The sequence below is a fragment of the Candidatus Francisella endociliophora genome (assembly GCF_000764555.1).
Lineage (GTDB): Bacteria > Pseudomonadota > Gammaproteobacteria > Francisellales > Francisellaceae > Francisella > Francisella endociliophora.
In genome coordinates this window covers 156,722-178,044 of the sequence record NZ_CP009574.1, presented here as the reverse complement: position 1 = coordinate 178,044, position 21,323 = coordinate 156,722, and the positions used below count along the sequence as shown (strand labels likewise).

Sequence of the window (21,323 nt, the reverse complement as noted above, 5' to 3'; positions counted from 1 at the left end):
GGTCAGTATATAATATGTGTCAGTTATAGGTATGTATTTTACTTTATTGACAAAAACCATTCAAACTTATAGAATCTAATCTGACACTATTTTATGCGAATCTAAAATGACTGGTAAAAAAATTGGTTATATCCGAGTAAGTACTTTAGCTCAAAATCATGAGAGACAATTACATGGCTTAAAATTGAATAAGATATTTATAGATAAAGTATCTGGTAAAAATATCAATAGACCTGAGCTAATGAATCTTTTAGAGTATGCGAGAGATGATGATATTGTTTATATCCATAGTATGGATAGACTAGCAAGAAATCTAGAAGACTTACGTAAAATTGTGACTCAATTAACATCAAATAATGTCGTAGTTAAATTTGTTAAAGAGGGTTTAACATTTTCAAGTGAAGATAATCCTATGTCTATTTTATTACTGTCTGTTATGGGAGCTTTTGCTGAGTTTGAACGCTCTTTGATTAAGGAACGACAACTTGAGGGTATAGCCCTTGCTAAAAATAAAGGTATTTATAAAGGAAGAAAACCTACCTTAGACAAAAATAAAATATTAGAATTGAAAGAGCGTGTGAGCAATGGAGAGAAAAAGACGCATTTAGCTAAAGAGTTTGGTATAAGTAGGGAAACTTTGTACCAGTATTTACGACAATAATTCCAAACCGTAACTTTCTGTTCATTCGCTCCCTAAGGTCCAACTTATCAAAAGTCTACGATATTAATTACTGTCTTTTCATCTACAGATACTTTAAATAAGTATAACATAAGGTGTTGAAATATAATTTATTTGGCAATTTATACAAGTGCATTTTGTTGTTGACTAAGATTATCAGGAATTTTTAACTTAAAGTGATTATACGCTAATAAAGTAGCTATTCGCCCTCTTGCTGTACGCATTATATAGCCTTGCTGGATTAGATAAGGCTCAATTACGTCTTCTATTGTTCCTTTTTCTTCACTTAAGGCTGCTGCTATCGTATCAAGACCGACAGGGCCACCAGCAAATTTTTCTATCAATGTGAGTAGATATTTATGATCCATATGATCAAACCCTACTGGATCAACTTTTAACATTGTAAGAGCTTTATCTGCTATTTCATAGTTAATCTCACCAGTACCTTTTACTTGAGCATAATCTCTAACTCGACGAAGAAGTCTATTTGCTATCCTTGGTGTACCACGAGAGCGTTTTGCAATCTCAGTAGCACCATCATCAGTAATATCTAAATCAAGAAGTTGAGCTGAACGATATACAATTTTAGAAAGATCTTCTATCGAATAAAATTCTAATCGCTGGATAATACCAAACCTATCACGTAATGGAGATGTTAGAAGTCCTGCTCGAGTAGTTGCTCCTACTAATGTAAATGGAGGTAAATCTATTTTGATAGATCTAGCGGCTGGACCCTCACCTATCATAATATCAAGTTGATAATCTTCCATAGCAGGATATAGAATCTCTTCAATAACAGGACTTAAGCGGTGAATCTCATCTATAAATAGAACATCATTTTCTTCAAGGTTTGTAAGAAGTGCTGCTAAGTCCCCTGCTTTTTCTAAAACTGGACCACTAGTTTGTTTAAGTTCAACACCCATTTCATTAGCTATAATATTTGAGAGTGTAGTTTTACCTAAACCAGGAGGACCAAAAATCAAAGTATGATCAAGAGCATCGCCACGAGATTTAGCTGCTTGAATAAATATCTCCATTTGTTCACGAACTACTGGTTGCCCCTCGTATTCAGCAAGAGTTTTAGGTCTTATTGCCCTATCTATAGCATTTTCATCATTAGTTTTGATTGTATTTGCGGATATTATTCTATCTGTTTCAATCATATTTATATTTCATAAAATAAGTTAGCTTGATTATAGCATCATTAGCCTTGACTATCGAGCTGTATAACCTCCATCAATAGGAACTAAACTACCAGTCATGAATCTACTTTTTTCACTTAATAAAAACATCACTAAATCAGCTATATCTTGTGGTTGAGCAATAGTGTTTAGTGGAAACTCTTGACATTCTTGTTTATGTGCTTGCTCAAAAGAGATACCAACATTATCAGCATATTTTTGGATTAAATCTCTATAAAGATCAGTATCTACAGTACCTGGACAAACTGCATTCACTCTAATTTGATATTTAGCCAAATCTATAGCTAATGATTTAGTCATTTGAGCAATAGCTCCTTTACTCATTGTATAAGCAAAACTATCTGGTTTAGCGACAAAACATTGATCAGAGCCATTAATAACTATAGATGCACCATTATTAATACTATGTTTTAGTCCTTTAATAATATGAATAATGGACCAAACATTTATATCAAGAACTTTTTTAATATCTTCTATGCTAATATCAAATACAGATCCTTTAACTAGTATACCAGCATTAAAGAAAATACCATCAAACTGAATATCTTTTATTTGAGATATAGCATCAGATATCTCTAACTGATTAATTAAATCTGCTTTTATATAAGTAAGATTTTTTTTGTTATTACTATCAGTAATATCTATATTAAAAACATTATTATTTTTATCCTGTAAAAGTAAGTCAATAGCCGCTTGACCTATACCTTTTGATCCACCTGTAACTAAATAGTTTTTCATGCTTTATCAATCAATCTATATAATGATATAAATAATAGCTGATAAGCTTTGAAAAAGACAAATATTTTGTCTAAACTTTAGATATCAATTCCACATTTTATAGGAGAATCTAGTGGATCTAAAAGACTTTAAAAAAATAGAACTTTCTCATTTTACGGATATGAAACAAATTGGCTATCTAAATGATGAAATAAATAAATTACTATATTTAAATAGTCCTGCATTACGTGTATTCAGAGATTTCAAAAAGCATAAGGCCCTAGTTGTCAGAGGAGACACAAATATAAAAGATGTTAAAACTAAGCTAATAGATAATCATAAAGATTTTATTTTAGTAACAAATGCTGATGATAAAGTCATAGGAACTATTTCTCTTCATTATATAGAGGGACAAGCTTTACAAGAAAGAGCTAGAAGCTTAGATGTAAAACCTGCTGATTTAACAGCTAATGATGCTAAAATTTCTCTTTCTATGGTAAATGTTGCTTCATATCCTATAATAGAAAGTTCAAAAGTTGGACATATTTTAAATACTCTAATTAACTCTGAATATCATCATATTGTTGTTCATGATAAAGATGAAAATGGTGAAAAATATATTAGAGGCTACTTCTCTTTACCTTTTATTAGAAAAAAATTAGGTTTGGATTTAACACATTCTGATTATAGAATGAACACTTTAAAAAAAGATCTATAAATAATTTTTAAGGACATTATTAAACATAGTTGCCACAATTGTATATCCCTTAGCATTTGGATGTACCCTATCAACCATTAAATCACTATGTCCAAATAAACCATCTAAAATATTTGGCACAAGTAAGCAACCATTATCTTTTGCAAATTTAATATAATCATCAGCATAATCTTTACTATAGTAAGGAAAGTCAATTCCGCCTATTACAACTAGCGCCCCATGATCTTGTAGTTTATCTACAATTTCTTTTAAGTTATAAAAAGCTTCACTAGCAGGAGTATTTTTCTTTAAATCATTTCCTCCAAGAGTTATCAATACTATTTTTGGATCCTGAGCTATTACAGAATTCACTCTCTGTAGTGCTTGAGCTGTAGTTTCTCCCGAAATTCCCATATTTATGACAGGTTGATTAATCATTTTAGAAAGCAGAGCTGGATAGTTTTCTGCTTTGTCAACACCATACCCTGCTGTTAGGCTATCCCCAAAAGCTACAATAGTCTGACCTTGTGGTTTGCTATTGACTATATTCCAATTGTTTATGTTTGATCCAAATAGTGTGTTATACCCAAAATATAAAACTAATACAGTAAAAAAAACCACTATTATCTTTTTCATTCTTCTTTATACCCGTTAAGATAAAAATTAATAATTTAAGATTACCATTAATATCGTTAAATATGCAACAAAGCATTCATATGATATTTGATATTATTATATTAAGTTTATCTTCATAGACTTAGAAAGATATTAGTAAGAATATTCTTGTAAAGAATAAATAGGTTATTATTTTAACTTTTTATATAAAAAAAGAACTTTACCAGAAACTAAAGCAAATATATCTATTCTTCAAAATAGTTACAAACTTTATCATTTGTGTTACCAGTCTCTTTAAGAACTGAATGATTTTTTTATTATCACTTATCTTTACTATATTAGTTTATCAATCTCTTTAGATATTTTTTCAACAGAAATATTACTATAATCTAATAATAAATCTTTTGTACCATGGTTTAAAAATTCATCCTGAAGACCAAAGTTTTTAACAGTAATTTTTTTAGTTAAATCTTTTGCTATTAGATATTCGTTAACGGCAGATCCAGCACCACCAGCTATAGAGTTTTCCTCCAGAGTTACTAAAATATCATGTGACTTACAAATCTCATTTATGATATTTTCATCAAGAGGTTTTACAAATCTCATATCAATAACTGTAGCATTATATTTATCAGCAACTTGCTTTGCGATTGGAAGTAAAGTTCCAAAATTTAAAATTGCAATCTTAGATCCTTTTCTAATAGCTTTTGCTTTACCTAATTCAAGATCTAAGCTATCGGTAATCTTAACACCAGTACCAGTTCCACGAGGATAACGAACCATCGCAGGACCTTTATATTCGTATCCTAGCTCAAGCATGTGATGAGTTTCATTCTCATTACTTGGAGTCATAATCACATGATTAGGAATACAACGCATAAATGATAAATCAAAACTACCATCATGAGTAGCTCCATCTGCACCAACAAGCCCTGCTCTATCAATTGCATACAGAACATCTAAATTTTGTAATGCCACATCATGTATGACTTGATCATAAGCTCGTTGTAAAAATGTTGAATATATCGCAACTACTGGTTTAAGTCCTTGACAAGCCAAACCTCCGGCAAATGTCACAGCATGTTGTTCTGCAATTGCCACATCAAAGTACCTATCAGGATATTCTTCAGCAAATCTTATTAGATCGGAGCCTTCTTTCATAGCTGGCGTAATTCCAACAAGTTTTTTATCTTTACCAGCTTTTTGGCAAATCCAATCACCAAATATATTTGAATACGTAGGTTTAGATGCTTTTGTTGCCTCTTCACCTGTATGAAAACTAGGTGCTACATGATGAAATTTAATAGGATCAGATTCAGCCTTTGTATATCCTTTGCCTTTTTTAGTAATAATATGTAGAAGCTTAGGCCCTTTATGATCTTTCAGAATTCTTAAAGTCTTAACTAACTCTTTTACATCATGACCATCTACAGGCCCAACATAATAAAATCCTAAGTCTTCAAAAAAATTAGCAGGAACAAACATTCCTTTTGTTTGAGTTTCTACTTTCTTAACTAAATCAAACATCGGAGGGATATTTTTTAAAACTTCCTTACCTTTTTCACGTAAAGCATTATAAAAGCCACCCGAAATAATTTTACTAAAATGTGCAGAAAGTCCACCTACATTATCTGAAATAGACATTTCATTATCATTCAATACGACAAGAATATCTTCTTTCATACCTCCGGCATGATTTAGTGCTTCAAAAGCCATACCACCTGTAATAGCACCATCACCAATTACAGCTACTGTTTTTGAAAACTTTTTCTGTAATCTATCAGCTGATGCCATACCAAGAGCAGCACTTATAGAAGTACTAGAATGACCTACCCCAAATGTATCATACTCACTTTCTGCTCGCTTTGGAAAACCAGAGATACCACCGTCTTTTTTGATAGTAACAAGTTTATCTTTTCTACCAGTGATAATTTTGTGAATATAAGTTTGGTGTCCAACATCCCAAACAATATTATCATGTGGTGCATTATAAATATAATGTAAAGCAACTGTAAGCTCCGTAGCTCCAAGACTACTTGCAAAGTGTCCGCCACTTACATCTAAAGTATCTACCAAAAAACCTCTTAATTCATTGCATAGTTCTTTAAGCTGCTCTTCATCAAGTAATTTAAGATCATCTGGATTATTTATTTCATCTAAAATATTATAATTTGCCATAGCATAAAATCTTATTAATCTATAGAGTAAAACTCTAACTAGTAATTTTGAATTATTACATTTTATCTAAATGCTCAAAATCACATTTAAAACCTATAACTTATTTTACTAGGTTATTTATTCCCACTCAATAGTTCCTGGCGGTTTGCCTGTAACATCATATACTACACGAGAGACTTGTTTTACTTCATTAACAATTCTGTTAGATACTAATGATAAAAAGTCATGTGGTAAATCAGCCCAAGTAGCTGTCATAAAATCAATACTAACAACTGCCCTTAAAGCGATTACATACTCATATCTACGCTGATCACCAACAACACCTACAGACTTAACTGGCAAGAAAACACCAAAAGCTTGTGAGATATCATGGTATAAATTATGTTTATAAAGCTCTTCTGTAAAAATCGCGTCTGCTTTTTGAAGAGTCTCAACATATTCTTTTTTGATTTCACCTAATATACGTACCCCTAAACCAGGCCCTGGGAACGGATGTCTATACAGCATATGAGCAGGCAAACCTAATCCTACACCTAACCTACGCACTTCATCTTTAAAAAGCTCTCTTAAAGGTTCAAGAAGTTTCAGTTTCATTTCTTTTGGTAGACCACCAACATTATGGTGAGACTTAATAACGTGAGCTTTTGATTTATCATTGCCTGCAGACTCAATTACATCACTATATATAGTTCCTTGAGCTAGCCATTTAGCATTTTCAATTTTAGCAGCCTCTTCATCAAATATTTCAACAAAAAGTTTACCAATAATCTTACGCTTAACTTCAGGATCATTTTCACCTTTCAAAGCATCTAAAAATCTATTTTTTGCATTAACACGAATTACATTAATGTCCATATGTTCTGCAAAAACCTTCATCACTTGATCGCCTTCATTTAAACGAAGTAATCCAGTATCAACAAATATACAAGTTAATTGATCTCCGATTGCTTCATGAAGTATTGCTGCCACCACAGATGAATCAACTCCTCCTGATAACCCTAAAATAACTTTATCAGAACCAACTTGTTCTTTAATCTCTTTAATATCATTTTCAATAATATTTTCAATATTCCAAAGAGCATCACATTTACATATTTTTAATGCAAAGTTCTCAACAATCTGTTTACCATTTTCAGTATGAGTCGTTTCTGGGTGGAACTGCACTCCAAAGAAAGGTTTAGTCTTATGTTGCACTGCTGCAACAGGAGCATTTACAGAAGCTGCAATAACTTCAAAATATTCACCTGTATTAGTAACTTTATCACTATGACTCATCCATACTAGCTGTTCATGCTCTAGATCAGCAAATATATTATTAGCAGAATGAGAAATATTTATAATAGCCTTACCAAACTCACTCTGATCAGAACCTTTGACTTCTCCGCCATGTTGCATAACCATTGTCTGCATACCATAGCAAATACCAAGTACAGGTACGCCTAATTCAAAGACTATTTCAGGAGCTTTAGCATCAGAATCATAAACAGACTCGGGACCACCTGAAAGGATTATTCCTTTTGCTTGATAATTTTTGATAAAGTCAGCATCTATATCATGAGGGAAGATTTCACAAAAAACACCAACTTCTCTAACTCTACGAGCTATAAGCTGCGTATATTGTGAACCAAAATCTAAAATCAAAATTTTATGATTATGTATATCTGTCATCTTGTAAAAATTTGAAGAAATGATTAATACGATATTTTATCCTAAAAGAGCCTAATTGTAATTAGCTTTTGGCAATAAAATACTATTTATACCAATCGCTAATATAAATTGGTATTTTTATTACAAAGCAGTTTGTATCTAATTTAAGTTTTGATATATAAGCAATAATTGAGTTTATTGGCAAATATGTATTAACTACTTTTTAAATTTTTGACCTCAAGTAAAACATCTTTGATATTTTCTTGGATCTCAGTAGTTGGTGCTTGAGTAACTACAAATATCTTTAAGAATATAGCACTAGCCACAGCAACTATAAGATTATCATAAGGAAAAGCAACTAATCGCAACTCATGAGCATAAGATATTGCCCATAAAGATATAATATAAGCACAAACAAACCAAGTCTGCTTAAATACTAGCCCAAACTCTGATCGCATAAATACAAACCAATATAAAACACAAACTACAGCTACTAATACAACCAAACATAGTAAGTTAAAAGTGCCTGACCAATAGATAAAATATGAACAAGATATAAAACCTATATAACCAAAAAACTTATAAAATGGTAATTTAAATCTTCTTTCTAACTCTGGAAATTTATTTCTAAAAATTATCAAAACTACAGGTCCTGAAAGACAACTAAATAACACTAAGGAAGATAAAAAATTAACCAAAGCTGTCCATGTTGGAAATTGAAATAAAAATATTAACCCTACAAAAAAATTAATCCAAATGCAGTAAATTGGCACATGATTTTTATTAAGTTTTGTTAGTACTGACTTTTTAAAAAATTCTAAGCCGAAAGCTTGTAAAACTCTACCTGTAACAGCAGTATATACATTCCCTGTACCAAGTGGAGCCACCATTGCATCTATGAATAGAATTGTATAAATAATATGTAAACTAAATAAACTTAACAGTCCCAAAAGAGGAGCAACTCCAGCATTAAAGCCAGCTACTGATTCAGGTACACAAAACATAAACAATAATGATAATGATATGTACATTGTTAAACCAACAACTACTGGCGCTATTAAAGATAGAGGAATTGCTAATTTAGGGTTCTCTGCTGAGTTTGCAACTATCAAACCATTTTGGAAACCTGAAAAAGCAAAGGCTAATCCAGATCCTGTGATTGCCAATAAAATATGCTCAAAATTTACAGTTATATGAGCAGTATTTGCATGATAATTCTTAAATGATCCATAAACAGCTAACATCCCAACAGCAATAGCTATTGGTAAAAATATCTTCCAAATACTAACTATTGAGTTTATTTTAGCAACATTTTTTAGTTGATATGTATTGAGGTAAGTTAAACCTAACATTATTAAAAATGCTATCATAACTCCATAATATGATAAAAATACTCCTTTTGAGCCAGAATCAACTAAATTTGGAAACCAAAATCCAAGATATTGCACTACTGACTGAGCTTCTAATGGCAAATAAACTAGATAGCTAATCCATCCCAGAGCTACAAATAAAAACCCCAAAGTTCTAGAATGGGTAATTCTTAGAAACCTCATTGCTCCAGAAACTATTGGTAACATTGAGGCAACTTCTGCGAAACATAATGCTACAAGCAAAGTTAAAAATGCAGTTATAAACCAGGAGATAATAACCCCCTGCCCTGCTGTCTGGAATCCATAATATGGAGAGAATAGCCAACCACTACCAATCATCCCGCCAGTTGAGATGAATATTACAGCCATTGTAGATAGTTTTTTCATAAATTTGTTTATGTTTTTTGTATCTATTTACTAGTATACATTTATTAAATTCAAAAAAGTAAGTCATTCTACAACTTGATCGTAGAATCCAAGGATCATGTTTTATTATTTATTGTAGTGACAGCATAGTATGCTGTCTTAATCTGATTACTGACAGATCAATGATCTATCACTACTATAAAATTAGTAAATATACTAACAAAACAAGCTTGTTACAGGTCTTATAAAATTAAACTCTGGATACTTGACACCAACAAAGTACAAACCATGTGCTTTTGCCGTTTCAGCTGCTTGGGTTCTGTCTTTCGCTTGTAAAAGTTCTGCTATCCATGTAGGTTGTTTAATCTCAAGTCCAACTTTTAGTAATGAACCTACTAAGTTTCTAATCATATGATGTAAAAAAGCATTGCCAATAACTTCAAAAATTATAAAGTTACCTTGTCTAACAAACTCTGCCTTTTGAATATATCTAAATGGTGTATTTGACTGACATTGCGATGATCTAAAAGATGTAAAATCTTGCTCCCCTATTAGATATTTACAAGCTTGATTCATCTTATCAATATTAAGAAGACGATTCTCCCATAAGCAATGTTCTGAAAATATTGGAGAACTAGTCGCAGAATTGTAGATGATATAATTGTAGGTTCTATTTATCGCTGTAAACCTAGAATTAAAATCATTATCAACTTCTTTGATATCTAGTAGCTTAATATCTTTGGGTAATAGAGCATTTGCTCCTCTTATCCAAGAACTAAGAGATCTGTCAGCATTTGAATGAAAATTAACGACTTGGGAAGTTGCATGAACTCCAGTATCAGTACGCCCTGCACAAGTAACCTCTACAGGCTGATTTGCAATTTTTGAAAGTGCTTGTTCAAGCTCTTCTTGAACACTTGGAGAATGAGTTTGTCTTTGCCAACCGCAATAATCTTTGCCAAAGTATTCGATTTGTAGTAAATAGTTTTTCATATTAGCCTAAAAATTTCATAACTCTAGAGTGTAAAACATCCATCTCTTTTGGAATCAATTTTGAGAAATTAATAAAACCATGAACCAAACTATCAAAATGATAGTGCTGAACTTCAACCTCATGTCTTATAAGCCTCTCAGCAAAAAGTAATCCTTCGTCTTTTAGAGGATCATAACCCGCTGTCATAACTAGAGTTCTTGGCATATTTGCTAGATTCTTAATATAAAAAGGAGATATTTCAGGAGAACTCTTATCCACACTTTCTGAAACATAAAGTTCTGAATACCACATAGTTTTTGCTTTAGTTAAGATATAACCACTCTCAAAATCACTCAAAGATTTAGTTGGCATATGTGATAAATCAACAGATGGATACAAGATAATATTGTTAGCAACTTTAACTTCACCTTTTTGCAATAGATTATATGTTGCAAGTACCGTTAAATTAGCACCAGCACTATCACCCATTAATGTAAATTTTTTCTTAGATATAGCAAATTTTTTAGAATTTTTATAAACATACTCAGCAACAAATTCAACATCATTTAATCCTGCTGGGAATTTATGTTCAGGTGCTAGTCTATAATCAACAGAGAATACTACTCTGTTTGTAGTCTGTGCTAACTTACGGCAAAAAGCATCAAATGACTCTAGCGTACCAGAAACAAAACCGCCCCCATGGGAAAAAACTATAGCCTTTAGTTTCTCTTGGCTGTTTGGATTATAAACTCTCACAGGTATATTATGTCCATCATCATGAGTAATTTGTAGCTCTTGCACCTTTTCCAGATCAACTTTAGGATAGCTGTATAGATTAAGTGATGCTGCAGCTTTTCTTGTAGCTTCTAAATCTCTTCTACTACCCTCACGATCAAACTTACCAATAAATGTAAGTAGATCTTGCAGTTTGGCTGGTATGGTTTTGATACCTCCATATAGATCTGGTACTTTCTTAAGTACTTCCGCTTCAAGAGCTTTTTCATGCTTCGAGTTATCACTACCTATAACTTTTAACCAAGCTTTTTTGTTTGGTGCTAGTGATTCAATCGGTGTAGATAAATATCTTGCAATACCTAGTTCATGGCAATCATTTTCAGCATAGAAAGGTAAATTATGAACCAACCATTTAACTATTTTCTCAGCTTTATGATTATTAGTTTCACGAATTTCTAATACATTGTAAAGATTTTTCACATCATATGACCAAGGTACATAATCTACTATGAAATTACAGCTTATATAGTTAAGCCCTGCCTCTCTAGCAAGCGCAAACTCTGGAAAAGCCGTCATACCAATCACGCCACCACCCATGCTTTGGAAACATTTAGCATCCATTATTGTTGGAAATTGTGGGCCTTCGATACATACATAGCTTTGTTTAAAATGTATATCAAAATCAAATTCACTCTTCTTCTGACGGATTTCTTCGGCAATGCTTTCTGTAATTGGTTTTGATAAAGATACATAATTCAAAAGCCCCTGCTCACAATATGTAAACTCACGCAAAGACTTTGTTCTATCAATAAATTGATATGGAATCACCATATCTCCAGGTTTTAGCTCATCTCTTAGACTCCTAACAGAAGATAAAGCGATAATTGATGTAGCACCATATTTTTTTAAAGCATAGATGTTAGCTTTGTAGTTTATTTGATGTGGCAATATTGATTGACCTAAGCCAGTACGATTAAGAAATAATGCTTCTTGACCATCAACTTTGATTTTAAACAATCCATTTGAACATAACCCAAATGGAGTTTCTCTTGGTAATTCCTCTAAAATCTCAAAATCATCAAAAGATTCAAAACCACTACTACCAACTATTGCCCACATATTTTAACCTTAAAAGTTTGCTTCTAAAATTTTATCATCTTGCAAGAAAAGCTCTATTCTAAACTTATCGCCACGATTAACTATACCAACACCTTTTGGTGTACCTGTCATTAATAAATCATTTTCACATATAGAAATTTCACTTTCGTTCAAAAAATTTATGATCTCATTTGGTTTATACATCATTAAATTATAATCAGCATGTTGAATTAGTTCATTATTTTTATATGCTTTAAAATTTAAATAAGAGATTTCATTCTCAGTAATCTCTACAAAATCGCTTATCACAGCACTGTTATCAAATGATTTTGCTAGTTCCCACGGTAAACCTTTTGCTTTAAGTTTTGATTGTAAAGCTCTATCAGTCAGATCTAAACCAAGCCCTACTGCTTTGATTTTAGAGTCTTTATCAAATGCAAATATTATTTCACATTCATAGTGAGTTTCTCTTTTATCTGATAATTCTAAAGTTTTAGAAATACTAGAATTAGGTTTAATGAAAATTACTGGGCTTTCTGGAGTTTCATTATTTAACTCTTGGATATGCTCGATATAATTTCTACCAACACATATTACTTTTGATTTTGATGTATCTATTTGCATTTTTTTCCTAAATAAACTATACAATATAGTTGATAATGAATAAGTTTATGTAGTGACAGATCATCGATCTGTCAGTTAAATTAACATAATATGAATGTTGTACTTCATATAATTAATTATTATTGAGGTTACAGCTTAAAATCTTCACCAAGATATACTTTGCGCACAGTTTCATCTTCAAGGACTTCTGCGGGAGTGCCCGAAGCAAGCATATTACCTGCATTTACAATATATGCTCGTTCACAAATATCTAGAGTCTCACGTACATTATGGTCGGTAATAAGAACTCCAATACCTCTATCTTTAAGATGGCGAACTACTTCTTTAATCTCAATAACAGAAACTGGGTCAACCCCTGCAAAAGGCTCATCTAGAAGAATAAATTTAGGGTCCATTGCAAGTGCTCTAGCGATCTCAACCCTTCTACGCTCACCACCAGATAAACTCATTCCCAAACTTTTACGAATATGTTGAATACTAAACTCATCCAATAGATTATTTAACTTCTGATCTATATCAGCCTTAGATAGATCTTTACGAGTCTCTAAAATTGCTACAATATTATCTTCAACACTAAGCTTTCTAAAAACAGATGCCTCCTGAGGTAGATATCCTAACCCTCTTCTAGCTCGCAAGTGAATAGGCATTTTTGTAACATCCTCATTACCCATACGAACTTTCCCGCGAGTAGCTGCAACAAGTCCAACAATCATATAGAAAGAAGTTGTCTTACCAGCACCATTAGGACCAAGTAAACCAACAATTTCTCCTGTTGTAACCTTCATAGAAACATTATTTACAACCCATCGAGAACCGTATTTCTTACCTAATCTTTTTGCTTCTAAAGTATATTTTTCCATTTTTATTTAAACCTACATTATTTCATTCTGTGGCTGAGTTGGATCCGTATTTGAATTGTTATCAAATGCCATTGTACTACCACTATTAGCATCTTTATGGTATTCACTAATTGGAGTTAGGCCTACATCTATCTTAGTTTGTTCAGCGACTCCATCCAAAACAATAGTTGATCGTTTATGTCTACTACCAGGAATAGATATTAAGTCATGATTCATATCATAGTTAACCTTTTCACCTTTATATCTATTTCCATTCTGTGTAACTACTGCTTTTTTATTTAATTCTAAATCTTTTTTTGCAACATTATAAATAATTTTCTTTGAAACTCCTTCAACAGGGCCTTTTGTTACTTCTTTACTTTTTGAGAAGTCTGGATTTGCATCTGTTGGGTAGTTATAAAGTTGAGAATTTTCTTCCCCTTTAGATTCCATCTCTAAAGTTTTAACTTCCTTATCTTTACCTAATTGCATAAGTAATTTCTGTCCAGATATGAAATTACACTCTTTTTCTTTAGAGCATAATTTTTTTACATGCTTAAACCATTTCTTTTGTAACTCATTAAAAGGTATTTTATTATCTCTTACAAAATAAGTAGTTCCTTTTTTTATACTAGTTTTGGGCTTCTTACATAAAATATGCATATTATGAATTTGGATAACAAAAACATTATCATAATATGTCAATGTTTTCTTATCATCATCATATACCGCTCTATCTGCACATATAGTTATAGGCCCATAATCTTTTAAAACATTATTAGCAGAATTATCTTCTTTCTCACTATCAGCAACCTTATCCTCTTTCATAGATGTATTATATTTAGAAGAATTATAGTTTATATTTTCTGCATCTTTATCTAGTGATATTCCATATGAAAAACTTAGGCACAGAGCTGCTAGCATTAAGTATTTAGCTTGACGCATAGTAACTCCTCACATTTTTTTTAAGATTAATAACTTTTGACTCAGAATTACCCTTAACCCCAATAGCTGTAGTATTATTGCCAGTATTTGGATCATACATTCTAACAAATCTGTCGTTATAAAAGTCTTTAGAATCATTGTTATAATACATCTCTGATGTCTTTATATAAATCTTATTTGGTGAATATTTACTAGAAGAATTACCATCTGCAGGCTTATTATTATCATCTTTTGATTTATTATCTTTTGAATACATTATAGCATTAACACCATCGTATAAACGTATTAAGTCATCACCTTTTGATTTACTAGAAAAGCCATGCTTTGATTTTACTTCTAAACTTTTTTTACCAGTTTCTTTATCATAGCTTGTTTCAAAAAGATCTGTCATTCTGACATCCTCGTTAACAAATCTTTCAAGTTTATCAGTAACGAAATTAAGAGTTAAATCACCATCTTTGTCATACTTATTATAATGAAAATTAAAAGCTGTCAGCTCCACTTTATCTTTAGGAGAAAATTTTTCAGGATCTCCTCCTCCTTGAAGAGCTTTATAACTTATATACAAAATAGCGATTACTATAACCACAATAGAAAAAATATTAGCGAATAAGGAATATTTTGTGAAAAACCTCATACTTATATTTTATTTCACTCCACCATAATTAACAAAATCATCAATAACTTTATCATATAAGCCTAGTTGCTCTATAATATAATCACAGAATTCTCTAGCAGCCCCATCGCCACCTCTACTTTTACATATATAGTTAGAGTATTTTTTTACAATACTTATAGAATCTACAGGAGTTGCTGATAAACCAACCTTATTCATCAAAATAAGATCTGGTAAATCATCTCCCATATAAGCAATATTTTGATCTTGTAAGCTATACTTTACTTTCAGGCTTTCATAAGCTTTAAGCTTATTTTTTTGCCCTTGGAATATATCTTCAGGATCTACACCAAGCTTTGTAAGTCGATCTTGTACTATTTTAGATTCTTTACCAGTTATAATTGCTATCTTAATTCCTAATTTTTGAACAAGAACTAAGCCTAGACCATCTTTAACATTGAAGTTTTTAAATTCATTACCATCATTAGAGATAATAATCTTACTATCAGTCAAAACGCCATCAATATCAAAAATTAGAAGTTTAATATCTTTTAAATTATTTGTTTTCATTACTAGTACTTAAAAAGAATTGTTAAATTCAACTAGAAATATTATCACAAAAGAGAGAGAGACTAAAATTATTAAAGATAAAAGAGAAAGAATTATTTATAGTTTTTTACAGATTTCTCAATTTCTTGACGAGCAAAAGCGGCATTATCCCAGCCATCAACTTTTACCCACTTGCCAGAATCTAAATCTTTATAATGTGTAAAGAAATGTTCTATCTTTTGAGTAAGATGCTTTGGCAAGTCTTCAATATCATTGATATGATCATATTCTTTAGTTAATTTTGAACTAGGCACAGCGATAATTTTAGCATCAACGCCTCCGTCATCTTCCATCTTGAAAACACCGACTGCTCTACAATTAATCACACAACCTACAGCTAAAGGATATGGAGATAATACTAATACATCTATTGGATCACCATCATCATATAGAGTGTTTGGCACAAAACCATAGTTAGCAGGATATCTCATAGTAGAAGACATAAACCTATCTACAACTATCATATTACTATCCTTATCAAATTCATATTTGATAGGATCACTATCTTGAGGTATTTCAATAACTACATTGAAATCATTTGGAACATCTTTTCCACAAGGTATATTTTTTAGCATAACAATTTCTCCTATATTTTTGCTAAAGTATAAACACCTGATACACTAGCACAGAGTCTATCATAAAAACCTTTGTATTTATAATACATAAATATTAAAATACCCAAAGTATGACTTCAAAATTAGCACTTTTATAAAATTAAAAGAGGAAAAGTATGAAACTTAAGAAAATAGCTTTATTAACAGCTAGTTTGACAGCTGGTATAGCTGTTGCTGCTCCAAATATATCTGCAAGTTCTGATCCATATTTCAATGGTGGTAATAGCGTAAAACAAAAAGATATAATTGTAAAACCTGTAAATATACAATTAGATGCTCCAGCTTGGGTTGCAATGAACTATCGCACAGGCGATATAGTTAGCCAGAAAAATATGGATGTAAGAAGAGCTCCTGCAAGCTTAACAAAAATGATGACATCATATATTGTTGCTAGTGAAATAAAAGCAGGAAATCTTAAGTGGGATACAATGGTTCCAATTAGTGGAAAGGCTGCTAGTACAGGTGGGTCTAAAATGTATGTTAAAGCTGGGGCTAGAGTTTCAGTTAAAAATTTAGTTACAGGTATGGATGTGGTTTCTGGAAATGATGCTACTATTGCTCTTGCTGAGTATATTGGTGGCACTACAGAAGCATTTACTGACCTTATGAACCAAACCGCAAGAGCAATAGGTATGAACAATACTCACTTTGCTAATCCAGACGGTTTACCAGGTGGTACACAATATACTACAGCACATGATATGGCTCTACTTGCAAGATCATATATATATAACTTCCCTGAAGCATATAAAGTATATGATAATAAAGGTTTAGTTTGGAATGCCACAAAACAAGATTCTGTAAGTATTGCAGATCGTAAACAGTGTTTACCTAAATTTGATCGTTCAACAGGGGACGTATTACAAAGCTATTCAGCAAAAGATTTAGACGATGCTACAAAAGATAAATGTTCTAAGCTATTCCCTAAACGTGATAATTTTGTACTTCAAAACAACAGAAATAGACTACTTTTCACATTTGATGGTGCTGATGGTATGAAAACAGGTCATACAGATGAAGCAGGATACTGCTTAGTCTCTTCAGCAAAACAAGATGGGGAAAGGTTTATATCAGTAGTTCTTGGTACGAGTAGTTCTGCAAAAAGAGATAATGAATCAGCTAAATTGTTAAGATATGCGTTAACTAAATATCAAAACATGTTGCTATACAAAGCAAATTCACCAGTAAGCTTAAGTGCAGATAATATTCCCAATGCTAAACCAGGTCAAAAGATTACGGTAGTATCTAATCAGAATATTTACAAAACCGTACCAAAAACTTATATTCCTCACTTAAAACAAGGGATTGAATTTAACCGCGGAGTTAAAGCACCTATTAGAAAAGGACAAGCTATAGGTAACTTAGTAATAACTGTTGGCGATACAAAAGAAAAAATCGCAAGCGTACCAGTAATTGCACAAAATGATATTGCTAAAAAAGGCTGGTGGTAATAAAAACTATAAGTAAGGATCTGAAATGTCTGATAAAGCTAATGATAAACAGCAAGAAACTTTTTTTGAGTTTCCTTGTGAATTCCCTATCAAGATTATGGCAAACCCTCAAAAAGAAACTGTTGAAGCTATACTAAATGTCTTTGAGAAGCATGTTCCTAATCATGATAAAATTGACTTTAAAACTAAAGAAAGTAAAACAGGTAAATATATATCTATAACAGCTATCTTTACTGCTGACAGTAAAGAACAATTAGATAATATTTACAAAGAAATCTCGAGTCATCCTGAAGTTCATATGGTTTTATAAGCTATAGTTAAATGAATATTCTAATTAAAAAACTTGGTTTACAAGACTATAGCTCTATATATCAACAAATGGTTAATTTCACAGCTAATCGAACAGAGCAGACCTCTGATGAGATTTGGTGTGTTGAGCACCCTGCTGTCTTCACTCAAGGCAAGCATGGCAAGCCTGAACATATTCTTAATTTAAATAATATCCCAATAGTAGAAACAGACCGTGGAGGCCAAGTTACCTATCATGGACCTGGGCAAGCTATTATATATTTTTTACTTGATGTAAAGAGAAGTAAGCTTGGTGCTAAAAAATTAGTTACTAATGTAGAGAAAGCTTGCTTAAATATGTTTGAAAAATATTATGGCTTAAAGGCACATACTATAGAAGGTGCTCATGGAATATATATTAATGATAAAAAAATTGCTTCACTTGGACTAAGAATTAAACAAGGTAGAAGTTATCACGGTATAGCTATTAATACAGATATGAATTTAACACCATTTAGTTATATTAATCCTTGTGGATATAGTGGCTTAGAAATGTGCCAAATTACTGATTTTAAAAAGTCTAATGTTCAGATGATCCAAGAACAATATGTTAAAGAATTTATTACTCTGCTAGAAAATTAATAATTCTGATGTAAATCATCTTCTACATCTTGCAATAACTCTTGAGATCTAACTTTATCACCAAAAATATCATATTTAATTTCTAAAGTTGATGAAGTCGGAGTAATCTCGCTAATTGTAATCTCAAATGTACCTTTATATCTTCTTGAATCAACCTTACCATTAATTCGTGATTTTTCATTAGTAAGAGTTTTCTCAGTTAATGTGATATTTTGATTATGTCTAAACTGATCTAATACTGCTTGAGCAACTGATTTAGCAGGATAGTTAAAATTTTCAGAATATGTCGCTTCTTGGTCAATTGCATAAGGTACAAAAAGTATACAACTATTTAATACTCCTAATAAAAGAAGTAGTACACCAACTCTTCTTAAGAAATTAAACACTTTACTGCTCTTCTCAAGCTATTATCATAAATACTTTAATAGTTTATAGCATATTTATGATTATAAAAGCTATTCCTCACAGCACAATTATAAATAATAAACTAGAATTCAACCAGTAGGCAAGTTTGCATTTTTAACCACTAGGCTCAATAAAAATAAAGATGGACTTACATAGCTCCAAATAACTTATATAATTTCAGATGATACCTCCTTGCATATATCTGAAATAAAACGCATTTTTTCATTTTCAGGTAAGTTCATGAGATATTTCTGAATTTTTTTAAATATTTTTCTCTCTACATCCTTAGTTAAATTCTGTATTACCTTTCCTGTAAATCCAGGTTCCATACAAATTATAAGCCCATCAAATTCATTTTTATCACTTTGTATTTTAAGATAGTTGCCTAAAATATTTGCAAAGTCCTTTTTCTCTGCTTCATGAGGGCTGGTTGATGGCTCATATACATTAAAGCTCCCCCTATTCGACATATGTCCACCTGGCTTATCTGTCATTAGCTCACTATCTTTAAGCTTGCTCTCTAGGTGTGATAACTTATCTACTAGCTTAACAGGAGGGTGAAATTCATCAACAGAGTCGTTTGAATTATTAATACAATAAATTTCTGCAGTAGCTGAATCAGCTATAATTAACCATTTTTTCATATTATCTCCTTATGAAAATCTAATTTAAATATATAAATATTATTTTTTATACCAATTACCAGTTTCTTCATCTTTATAGTACTGCTGCTCTACAGCTGACCATGCTACTTTATGGGCAATAGTTTCTAAGTCCTCATTAGTTTTTCTTTTACCCTTATCTTTATATTCTGTACAAGCATTATTAAAAGCTGACTGATAAATATTTTGAGCATGTTTAGGCAGTACATTTTGTACTCCTTTTGGCAGCTCAGCTATCTTATTATAAGGCATACTGTTCTCCTCCGCTTTTAACCATTTACTATTTCCCCACCATTTGGATGTAATACTTGCCCTATAAAGTACTTACTTTCTATTTCATTAGCTAAAAATACATATGCTGGAGCTATATCAGCTGGATGTGCAGGTTCTCCCAATAGACATGCTTTACCAAAATCTTCTACTTTTTCTTTTTCAAAACTTGAGGGAATCAACGGTGTCCAAACAGGTCCAGGTGCTACTGCATTGACTCTTATTCCCTTATCAATAATATTTTTAGCTAGTGATCTAGTAAAAGCTACAATGGCTCCTTTGGTAGAGGAATAGTCGATCAAATCAGGTTTTCCTTTATATGAAGTTACAGAAGCTGTATTTATAATACAATCACCCTTTTGCATATACTCTAATGCTGCTTTTGTAGTATAAAAACAATGGTAAAAGTTAGTTTCAAATGTCGTTTTTAACTGATTATCTGATATTTCTTTAAAGTCATTCTTTGGAAATTGGACCGCAGCATTATTCACTAATATATTTATTTTTCCAAAGTGCTTGTACACTTTACTAATAAAACTCTTACACTGCTGAATATCTCTAACATCTACTTCAAATGCTATAATATTAGCTTTATTATCAGTAAGTTTGTACAATTCGTTTAAAGTCTCTTCTGCATCTTTTTCTTCTCTTTTGTGGTAAGTAAAACCAACCTTAGCACCTTCTTTTACATAGTGAAGAGCGACTGCCTTACCTATACCGCTGTCTCCCCCTGTTATTATAGCAACCTTATCCTTTAACTTATTTGCAGAGCTATAATCTTTGTACATATGTATAGGTTTAACCCTCATATGCTCAGTTAGACCAGGTTGCTGTTGAGGTTTTTCTGATGCTATTTTCATGATCTCCTCCTCTTTTAATTGAAATAAAATTAGATTATCTCTTTTTTGCATTGGCTAAAAAAAGAGATAATTTGATTTTTATTAGCTCCAATATTCTGAGGCAGTACTTGGCCAATTATTTTTATCAAACCCAGGAGCTTTTTCGAACGCTTCTAACATATTATGCAAAACTAACGTATCTTTATATGATTTTTGCTTTGAATTGTACCCCTTTTTTCTTG

23 protein-coding genes are annotated in these 21,323 nt (G+C 31.6%); 5 read left to right on the top strand and 18 right to left on the bottom strand.

Annotation, left to right across the window (positions count from 1 at the left end; translation table 11 throughout):
• Positions 1-106 precede the first annotated feature (106 nt).
• Entirely contained in the window at positions 107-661 is a 555-nt protein-coding gene (locus QI37_RS00905) for a recombinase family protein (protein ID WP_040007700.1), read from the top strand.
• Positions 662-801: 140 nt separating this feature from the next.
• On the opposite strand, the gene ruvB is transcribed toward QI37_RS00905, so the two are convergent.
• Together ruvB and QI37_RS00895 are read right to left on the bottom strand one after the other, a co-directional pair.
• Entirely contained in the window at positions 802-1,842 is a 1,041-nt protein-coding gene (gene ruvB / locus QI37_RS00900; protein WP_040007699.1) for a Holliday junction branch migration DNA helicase RuvB, read from the bottom strand.
• Positions 1,843-1,893: 51 nt separating this feature from the next.
• Positions 1,894-2,619 (bottom strand): SDR family NAD(P)-dependent oxidoreductase, encoded by a 726-nt coding sequence (locus QI37_RS00895; RefSeq protein ID WP_040007698.1) that lies wholly within the window; start codon positions 2,617-2,619, stop codon positions 1,894-1,896.
• Between the two features lie 112 nt (positions 2,620-2,731).
• On the opposite strand from QI37_RS00895, the gene QI37_RS00890 reads away from it, so the two are divergent.
• Complete coding sequence (locus QI37_RS00890) at positions 2,732-3,316, top strand: CBS domain-containing protein (RefSeq protein ID WP_040007696.1); 585 nt, start codon at positions 2,732-2,734, stop codon at positions 3,314-3,316.
• Here QI37_RS00890 and QI37_RS00885 read toward each other — a convergent pair.
• From QI37_RS00885 to ppa, 12 genes are all read right to left on the bottom strand, one after another.
• Positions 3,311-3,931, bottom strand: a complete 621-nt coding sequence (locus tag QI37_RS00885; protein WP_040007694.1) for an arylesterase — start codon at positions 3,929-3,931, stop codon at positions 3,311-3,313. The two genes, QI37_RS00890 and QI37_RS00885, sit on opposite strands and share 6 nt — an antisense overlap.
• 312 nt (positions 3,932-4,243) lie before the next feature.
• Entirely contained in the window at positions 4,244-6,088 is a 1,845-nt protein-coding gene (gene dxs, locus QI37_RS00880) for a 1-deoxy-D-xylulose-5-phosphate synthase (protein WP_040007692.1), read from the bottom strand.
• Positions 6,089-6,205: 117 nt separating this feature from the next.
• Positions 6,206-7,756 (bottom strand): glutamine-hydrolyzing GMP synthase, encoded by a 1,551-nt coding sequence (gene guaA / locus QI37_RS00875; RefSeq protein WP_040007690.1) that lies wholly within the window; start codon positions 7,754-7,756, stop codon positions 6,206-6,208.
• A 191-nt stretch (positions 7,757-7,947) separates the two neighbouring features.
• Positions 7,948-9,492 carry an APC family permease gene (locus QI37_RS00870; protein WP_040007688.1) on the bottom strand — a complete coding sequence of 515 codons (1,545 nt, stop codon included), beginning with the start codon at positions 9,490-9,492 and terminating at the stop codon, positions 7,948-7,950.
• Between the two features lie 195 nt (positions 9,493-9,687).
• Complete coding sequence (gene truA / locus QI37_RS00865; RefSeq protein ID WP_040007686.1) at positions 9,688-10,464, bottom strand: tRNA pseudouridine(38-40) synthase TruA; 777 nt, start codon at positions 10,462-10,464, stop codon at positions 9,688-9,690.
• Position 10,465: 1 nt separating this feature from the next.
• Complete coding sequence (locus tag QI37_RS00860; RefSeq protein ID WP_040007682.1) at positions 10,466-12,298, bottom strand: alpha/beta hydrolase fold domain-containing protein; 1,833 nt, start codon at positions 12,296-12,298, stop codon at positions 10,466-10,468.
• Positions 12,299-12,307: 9 nt separating this feature from the next.
• Positions 12,308-12,901, bottom strand: coding sequence for a fumarylacetoacetate hydrolase family protein (locus tag QI37_RS00855; RefSeq protein ID WP_040007680.1), 594 nt, complete (start codon positions 12,899-12,901; stop codon positions 12,308-12,310).
• 128 nt (positions 12,902-13,029) lie between these two features.
• On the bottom strand, positions 13,030-13,761 hold the full coding sequence (gene lptB, locus QI37_RS00850; RefSeq protein ID WP_040007678.1) for an LPS export ABC transporter ATP-binding protein: 732 nt from the start codon (positions 13,759-13,761) through the stop codon (positions 13,030-13,032).
• A gap of 12 nt (positions 13,762-13,773) precedes the next feature.
• On the bottom strand, positions 13,774-14,685 hold the full coding sequence (locus QI37_RS00845) for an LptA/OstA family protein (protein WP_081946969.1): 912 nt from the start codon (positions 14,683-14,685) through the stop codon (positions 13,774-13,776).
• Positions 14,672-15,322: an LPS export ABC transporter periplasmic protein LptC gene (gene lptC / locus QI37_RS00840; protein WP_040007676.1), complete on the bottom strand. Its 651-nt coding sequence runs from the start codon at positions 15,320-15,322 to the stop codon at positions 14,672-14,674. The genes QI37_RS00845 and lptC overlap by 14 nt, the downstream gene beginning before the upstream one ends.
• A 9-nt stretch (positions 15,323-15,331) precedes the next feature.
• Positions 15,332-15,871, bottom strand: a complete 540-nt coding sequence (locus QI37_RS00835; protein ID WP_040007674.1) for a KdsC family phosphatase — start codon at positions 15,869-15,871, stop codon at positions 15,332-15,334.
• 92 nt (positions 15,872-15,963) lie between these two features.
• Entirely contained in the window at positions 15,964-16,485 is a 522-nt protein-coding gene (gene ppa, locus QI37_RS00830; RefSeq protein WP_040007672.1) for an inorganic diphosphatase, read from the bottom strand.
• Positions 16,486-16,640: 155 nt separating this feature from the next.
• Between ppa and QI37_RS00825 the strand changes: the two genes are divergently transcribed.
• The 3 genes from QI37_RS00825 to lipB are packed head-to-tail and all read left to right on the top strand — an operon-like array spanning position 16,641 to position 18,905.
• Positions 16,641-17,975 carry a D-alanyl-D-alanine carboxypeptidase family protein gene (locus tag QI37_RS00825; protein ID WP_040007670.1) on the top strand — a complete coding sequence of 445 codons (1,335 nt, stop codon included), beginning with the start codon at positions 16,641-16,643 and terminating at the stop codon, positions 17,973-17,975.
• A gap of 25 nt (positions 17,976-18,000) precedes the next feature.
• Positions 18,001-18,285: an HP0495 family protein gene (locus QI37_RS00820; protein WP_040007669.1), complete on the top strand. Its 285-nt coding sequence runs from the start codon at positions 18,001-18,003 to the stop codon at positions 18,283-18,285.
• 11 nt (positions 18,286-18,296) lie between these two features.
• Positions 18,297-18,905: a lipoyl(octanoyl) transferase LipB gene (lipB, locus tag QI37_RS00815; protein ID WP_040007668.1), complete on the top strand. Its 609-nt coding sequence runs from the start codon at positions 18,297-18,299 to the stop codon at positions 18,903-18,905.
• On the opposite strand, the gene QI37_RS00810 is transcribed toward lipB, so the two are convergent.
• From QI37_RS00810 to QI37_RS00795, 4 genes are all read right to left on the bottom strand, one after another.
• The gene (locus tag QI37_RS00810; RefSeq protein WP_040007667.1) at positions 18,902-19,291 is read right to left on the bottom strand and encodes a DUF3568 family protein; all 390 of its coding nucleotides are present in this window, start codon (positions 19,289-19,291) and stop codon (positions 18,902-18,904) included. The genes lipB and QI37_RS00810 overlap by 4 nt on opposite strands.
• A 186-nt stretch (positions 19,292-19,477) precedes the next feature.
• A complete protein-coding gene (locus QI37_RS00805; RefSeq protein WP_040007666.1) occupies positions 19,478-19,954 on the bottom strand; it encodes a host attachment protein in 477 nt (158 codons plus the stop codon).
• A gap of 39 nt (positions 19,955-19,993) precedes the next feature.
• On the bottom strand, positions 19,994-20,224 hold the full coding sequence (locus QI37_RS00800) for a ChaB family protein (RefSeq protein ID WP_040007665.1): 231 nt from the start codon (positions 20,222-20,224) through the stop codon (positions 19,994-19,996).
• Between the two features lie 17 nt (positions 20,225-20,241).
• Positions 20,242-21,102: an SDR family oxidoreductase gene (locus tag QI37_RS00795; protein ID WP_040007663.1), complete on the bottom strand. Its 861-nt coding sequence runs from the start codon at positions 21,100-21,102 to the stop codon at positions 20,242-20,244.
• Positions 21,103-21,323 lie beyond the last annotated feature (221 nt).

What these genes read in the sequence shown, in the direction of transcription:
- QI37_RS00905 (WP_040007700.1), top strand. Translation starts at nt 107, where the DNA reads ATGACTGGTAAAAAAATTGGTTATATCCGAGTAAGTACTTTAGCTCAA.
- QI37_RS00835 (WP_040007674.1), bottom strand. Translation starts at nt 15,871, where the DNA reads ATGAAAACAAATAATTTAAAAGATATTAAACTTCTAATTTTTGATATT.
- QI37_RS00820 (WP_040007669.1), top strand. Translation starts at nt 18,001, where the DNA reads ATGTCTGATAAAGCTAATGATAAACAGCAAGAAACTTTTTTTGAGTTT.
- QI37_RS00885 (WP_040007694.1), bottom strand. Translation starts at nt 3,931, where the DNA reads ATGAAAAAGATAATAGTGGTTTTTTTTACTGTATTAGTTTTATATTTT.
- QI37_RS00825 (WP_040007670.1), top strand. Translation starts at nt 16,641, where the DNA reads ATGAAACTTAAGAAAATAGCTTTATTAACAGCTAGTTTGACAGCTGGT.
- truA (WP_040007686.1), bottom strand. Translation starts at nt 10,464, where the DNA reads ATGAAAAACTATTTACTACAAATCGAATACTTTGGCAAAGATTATTGC.
- ppa (WP_040007672.1), bottom strand. Translation starts at nt 16,485, where the DNA reads ATGCTAAAAAATATACCTTGTGGAAAAGATGTTCCAAATGATTTCAAT.
- QI37_RS00845 (WP_081946969.1), bottom strand. Translation starts at nt 14,685, where the DNA reads ATGCGTCAAGCTAAATACTTAATGCTAGCAGCTCTGTGCCTAAGTTTT.
- QI37_RS00870 (WP_040007688.1), bottom strand. Translation starts at nt 9,492, where the DNA reads ATGAAAAAACTATCTACAATGGCTGTAATATTCATCTCAACTGGCGGG.
- QI37_RS00805 (WP_040007666.1), bottom strand. Translation starts at nt 19,954, where the DNA reads ATGAAAAAATGGTTAATTATAGCTGATTCAGCTACTGCAGAAATTTAT.
- lptC (WP_040007676.1), bottom strand. Translation starts at nt 15,322, where the DNA reads ATGAGGTTTTTCACAAAATATTCCTTATTCGCTAATATTTTTTCTATT.
- QI37_RS00800 (WP_040007665.1), bottom strand. Translation starts at nt 20,224, where the DNA reads ATGCCTTATAATAAGATAGCTGAGCTGCCAAAAGGAGTACAAAATGTA.
- lipB (WP_040007668.1), top strand. Translation starts at nt 18,297, where the DNA reads ATGAATATTCTAATTAAAAAACTTGGTTTACAAGACTATAGCTCTATA.
- QI37_RS00860 (WP_040007682.1), bottom strand. Translation starts at nt 12,298, where the DNA reads ATGTGGGCAATAGTTGGTAGTAGTGGTTTTGAATCTTTTGATGATTTT.
- QI37_RS00855 (WP_040007680.1), bottom strand. Translation starts at nt 12,901, where the DNA reads ATGCAAATAGATACATCAAAATCAAAAGTAATATGTGTTGGTAGAAAT.
- QI37_RS00795 (WP_040007663.1), bottom strand. Translation starts at nt 21,102, where the DNA reads ATGAAAATAGCATCAGAAAAACCTCAACAGCAACCTGGTCTAACTGAG.
- lptB (WP_040007678.1), bottom strand. Translation starts at nt 13,761, where the DNA reads ATGGAAAAATATACTTTAGAAGCAAAAAGATTAGGTAAGAAATACGGT.
- ruvB (WP_040007699.1), bottom strand. Translation starts at nt 1,842, where the DNA reads ATGATTGAAACAGATAGAATAATATCCGCAAATACAATCAAAACTAAT.
- dxs (WP_040007692.1), bottom strand. Translation starts at nt 6,088, where the DNA reads ATGGCAAATTATAATATTTTAGATGAAATAAATAATCCAGATGATCTT.
- guaA (WP_040007690.1), bottom strand. Translation starts at nt 7,756, where the DNA reads ATGACAGATATACATAATCATAAAATTTTGATTTTAGATTTTGGTTCA.
- QI37_RS00895 (WP_040007698.1), bottom strand. Translation starts at nt 2,619, where the DNA reads ATGAAAAACTATTTAGTTACAGGTGGATCAAAAGGTATAGGTCAAGCG.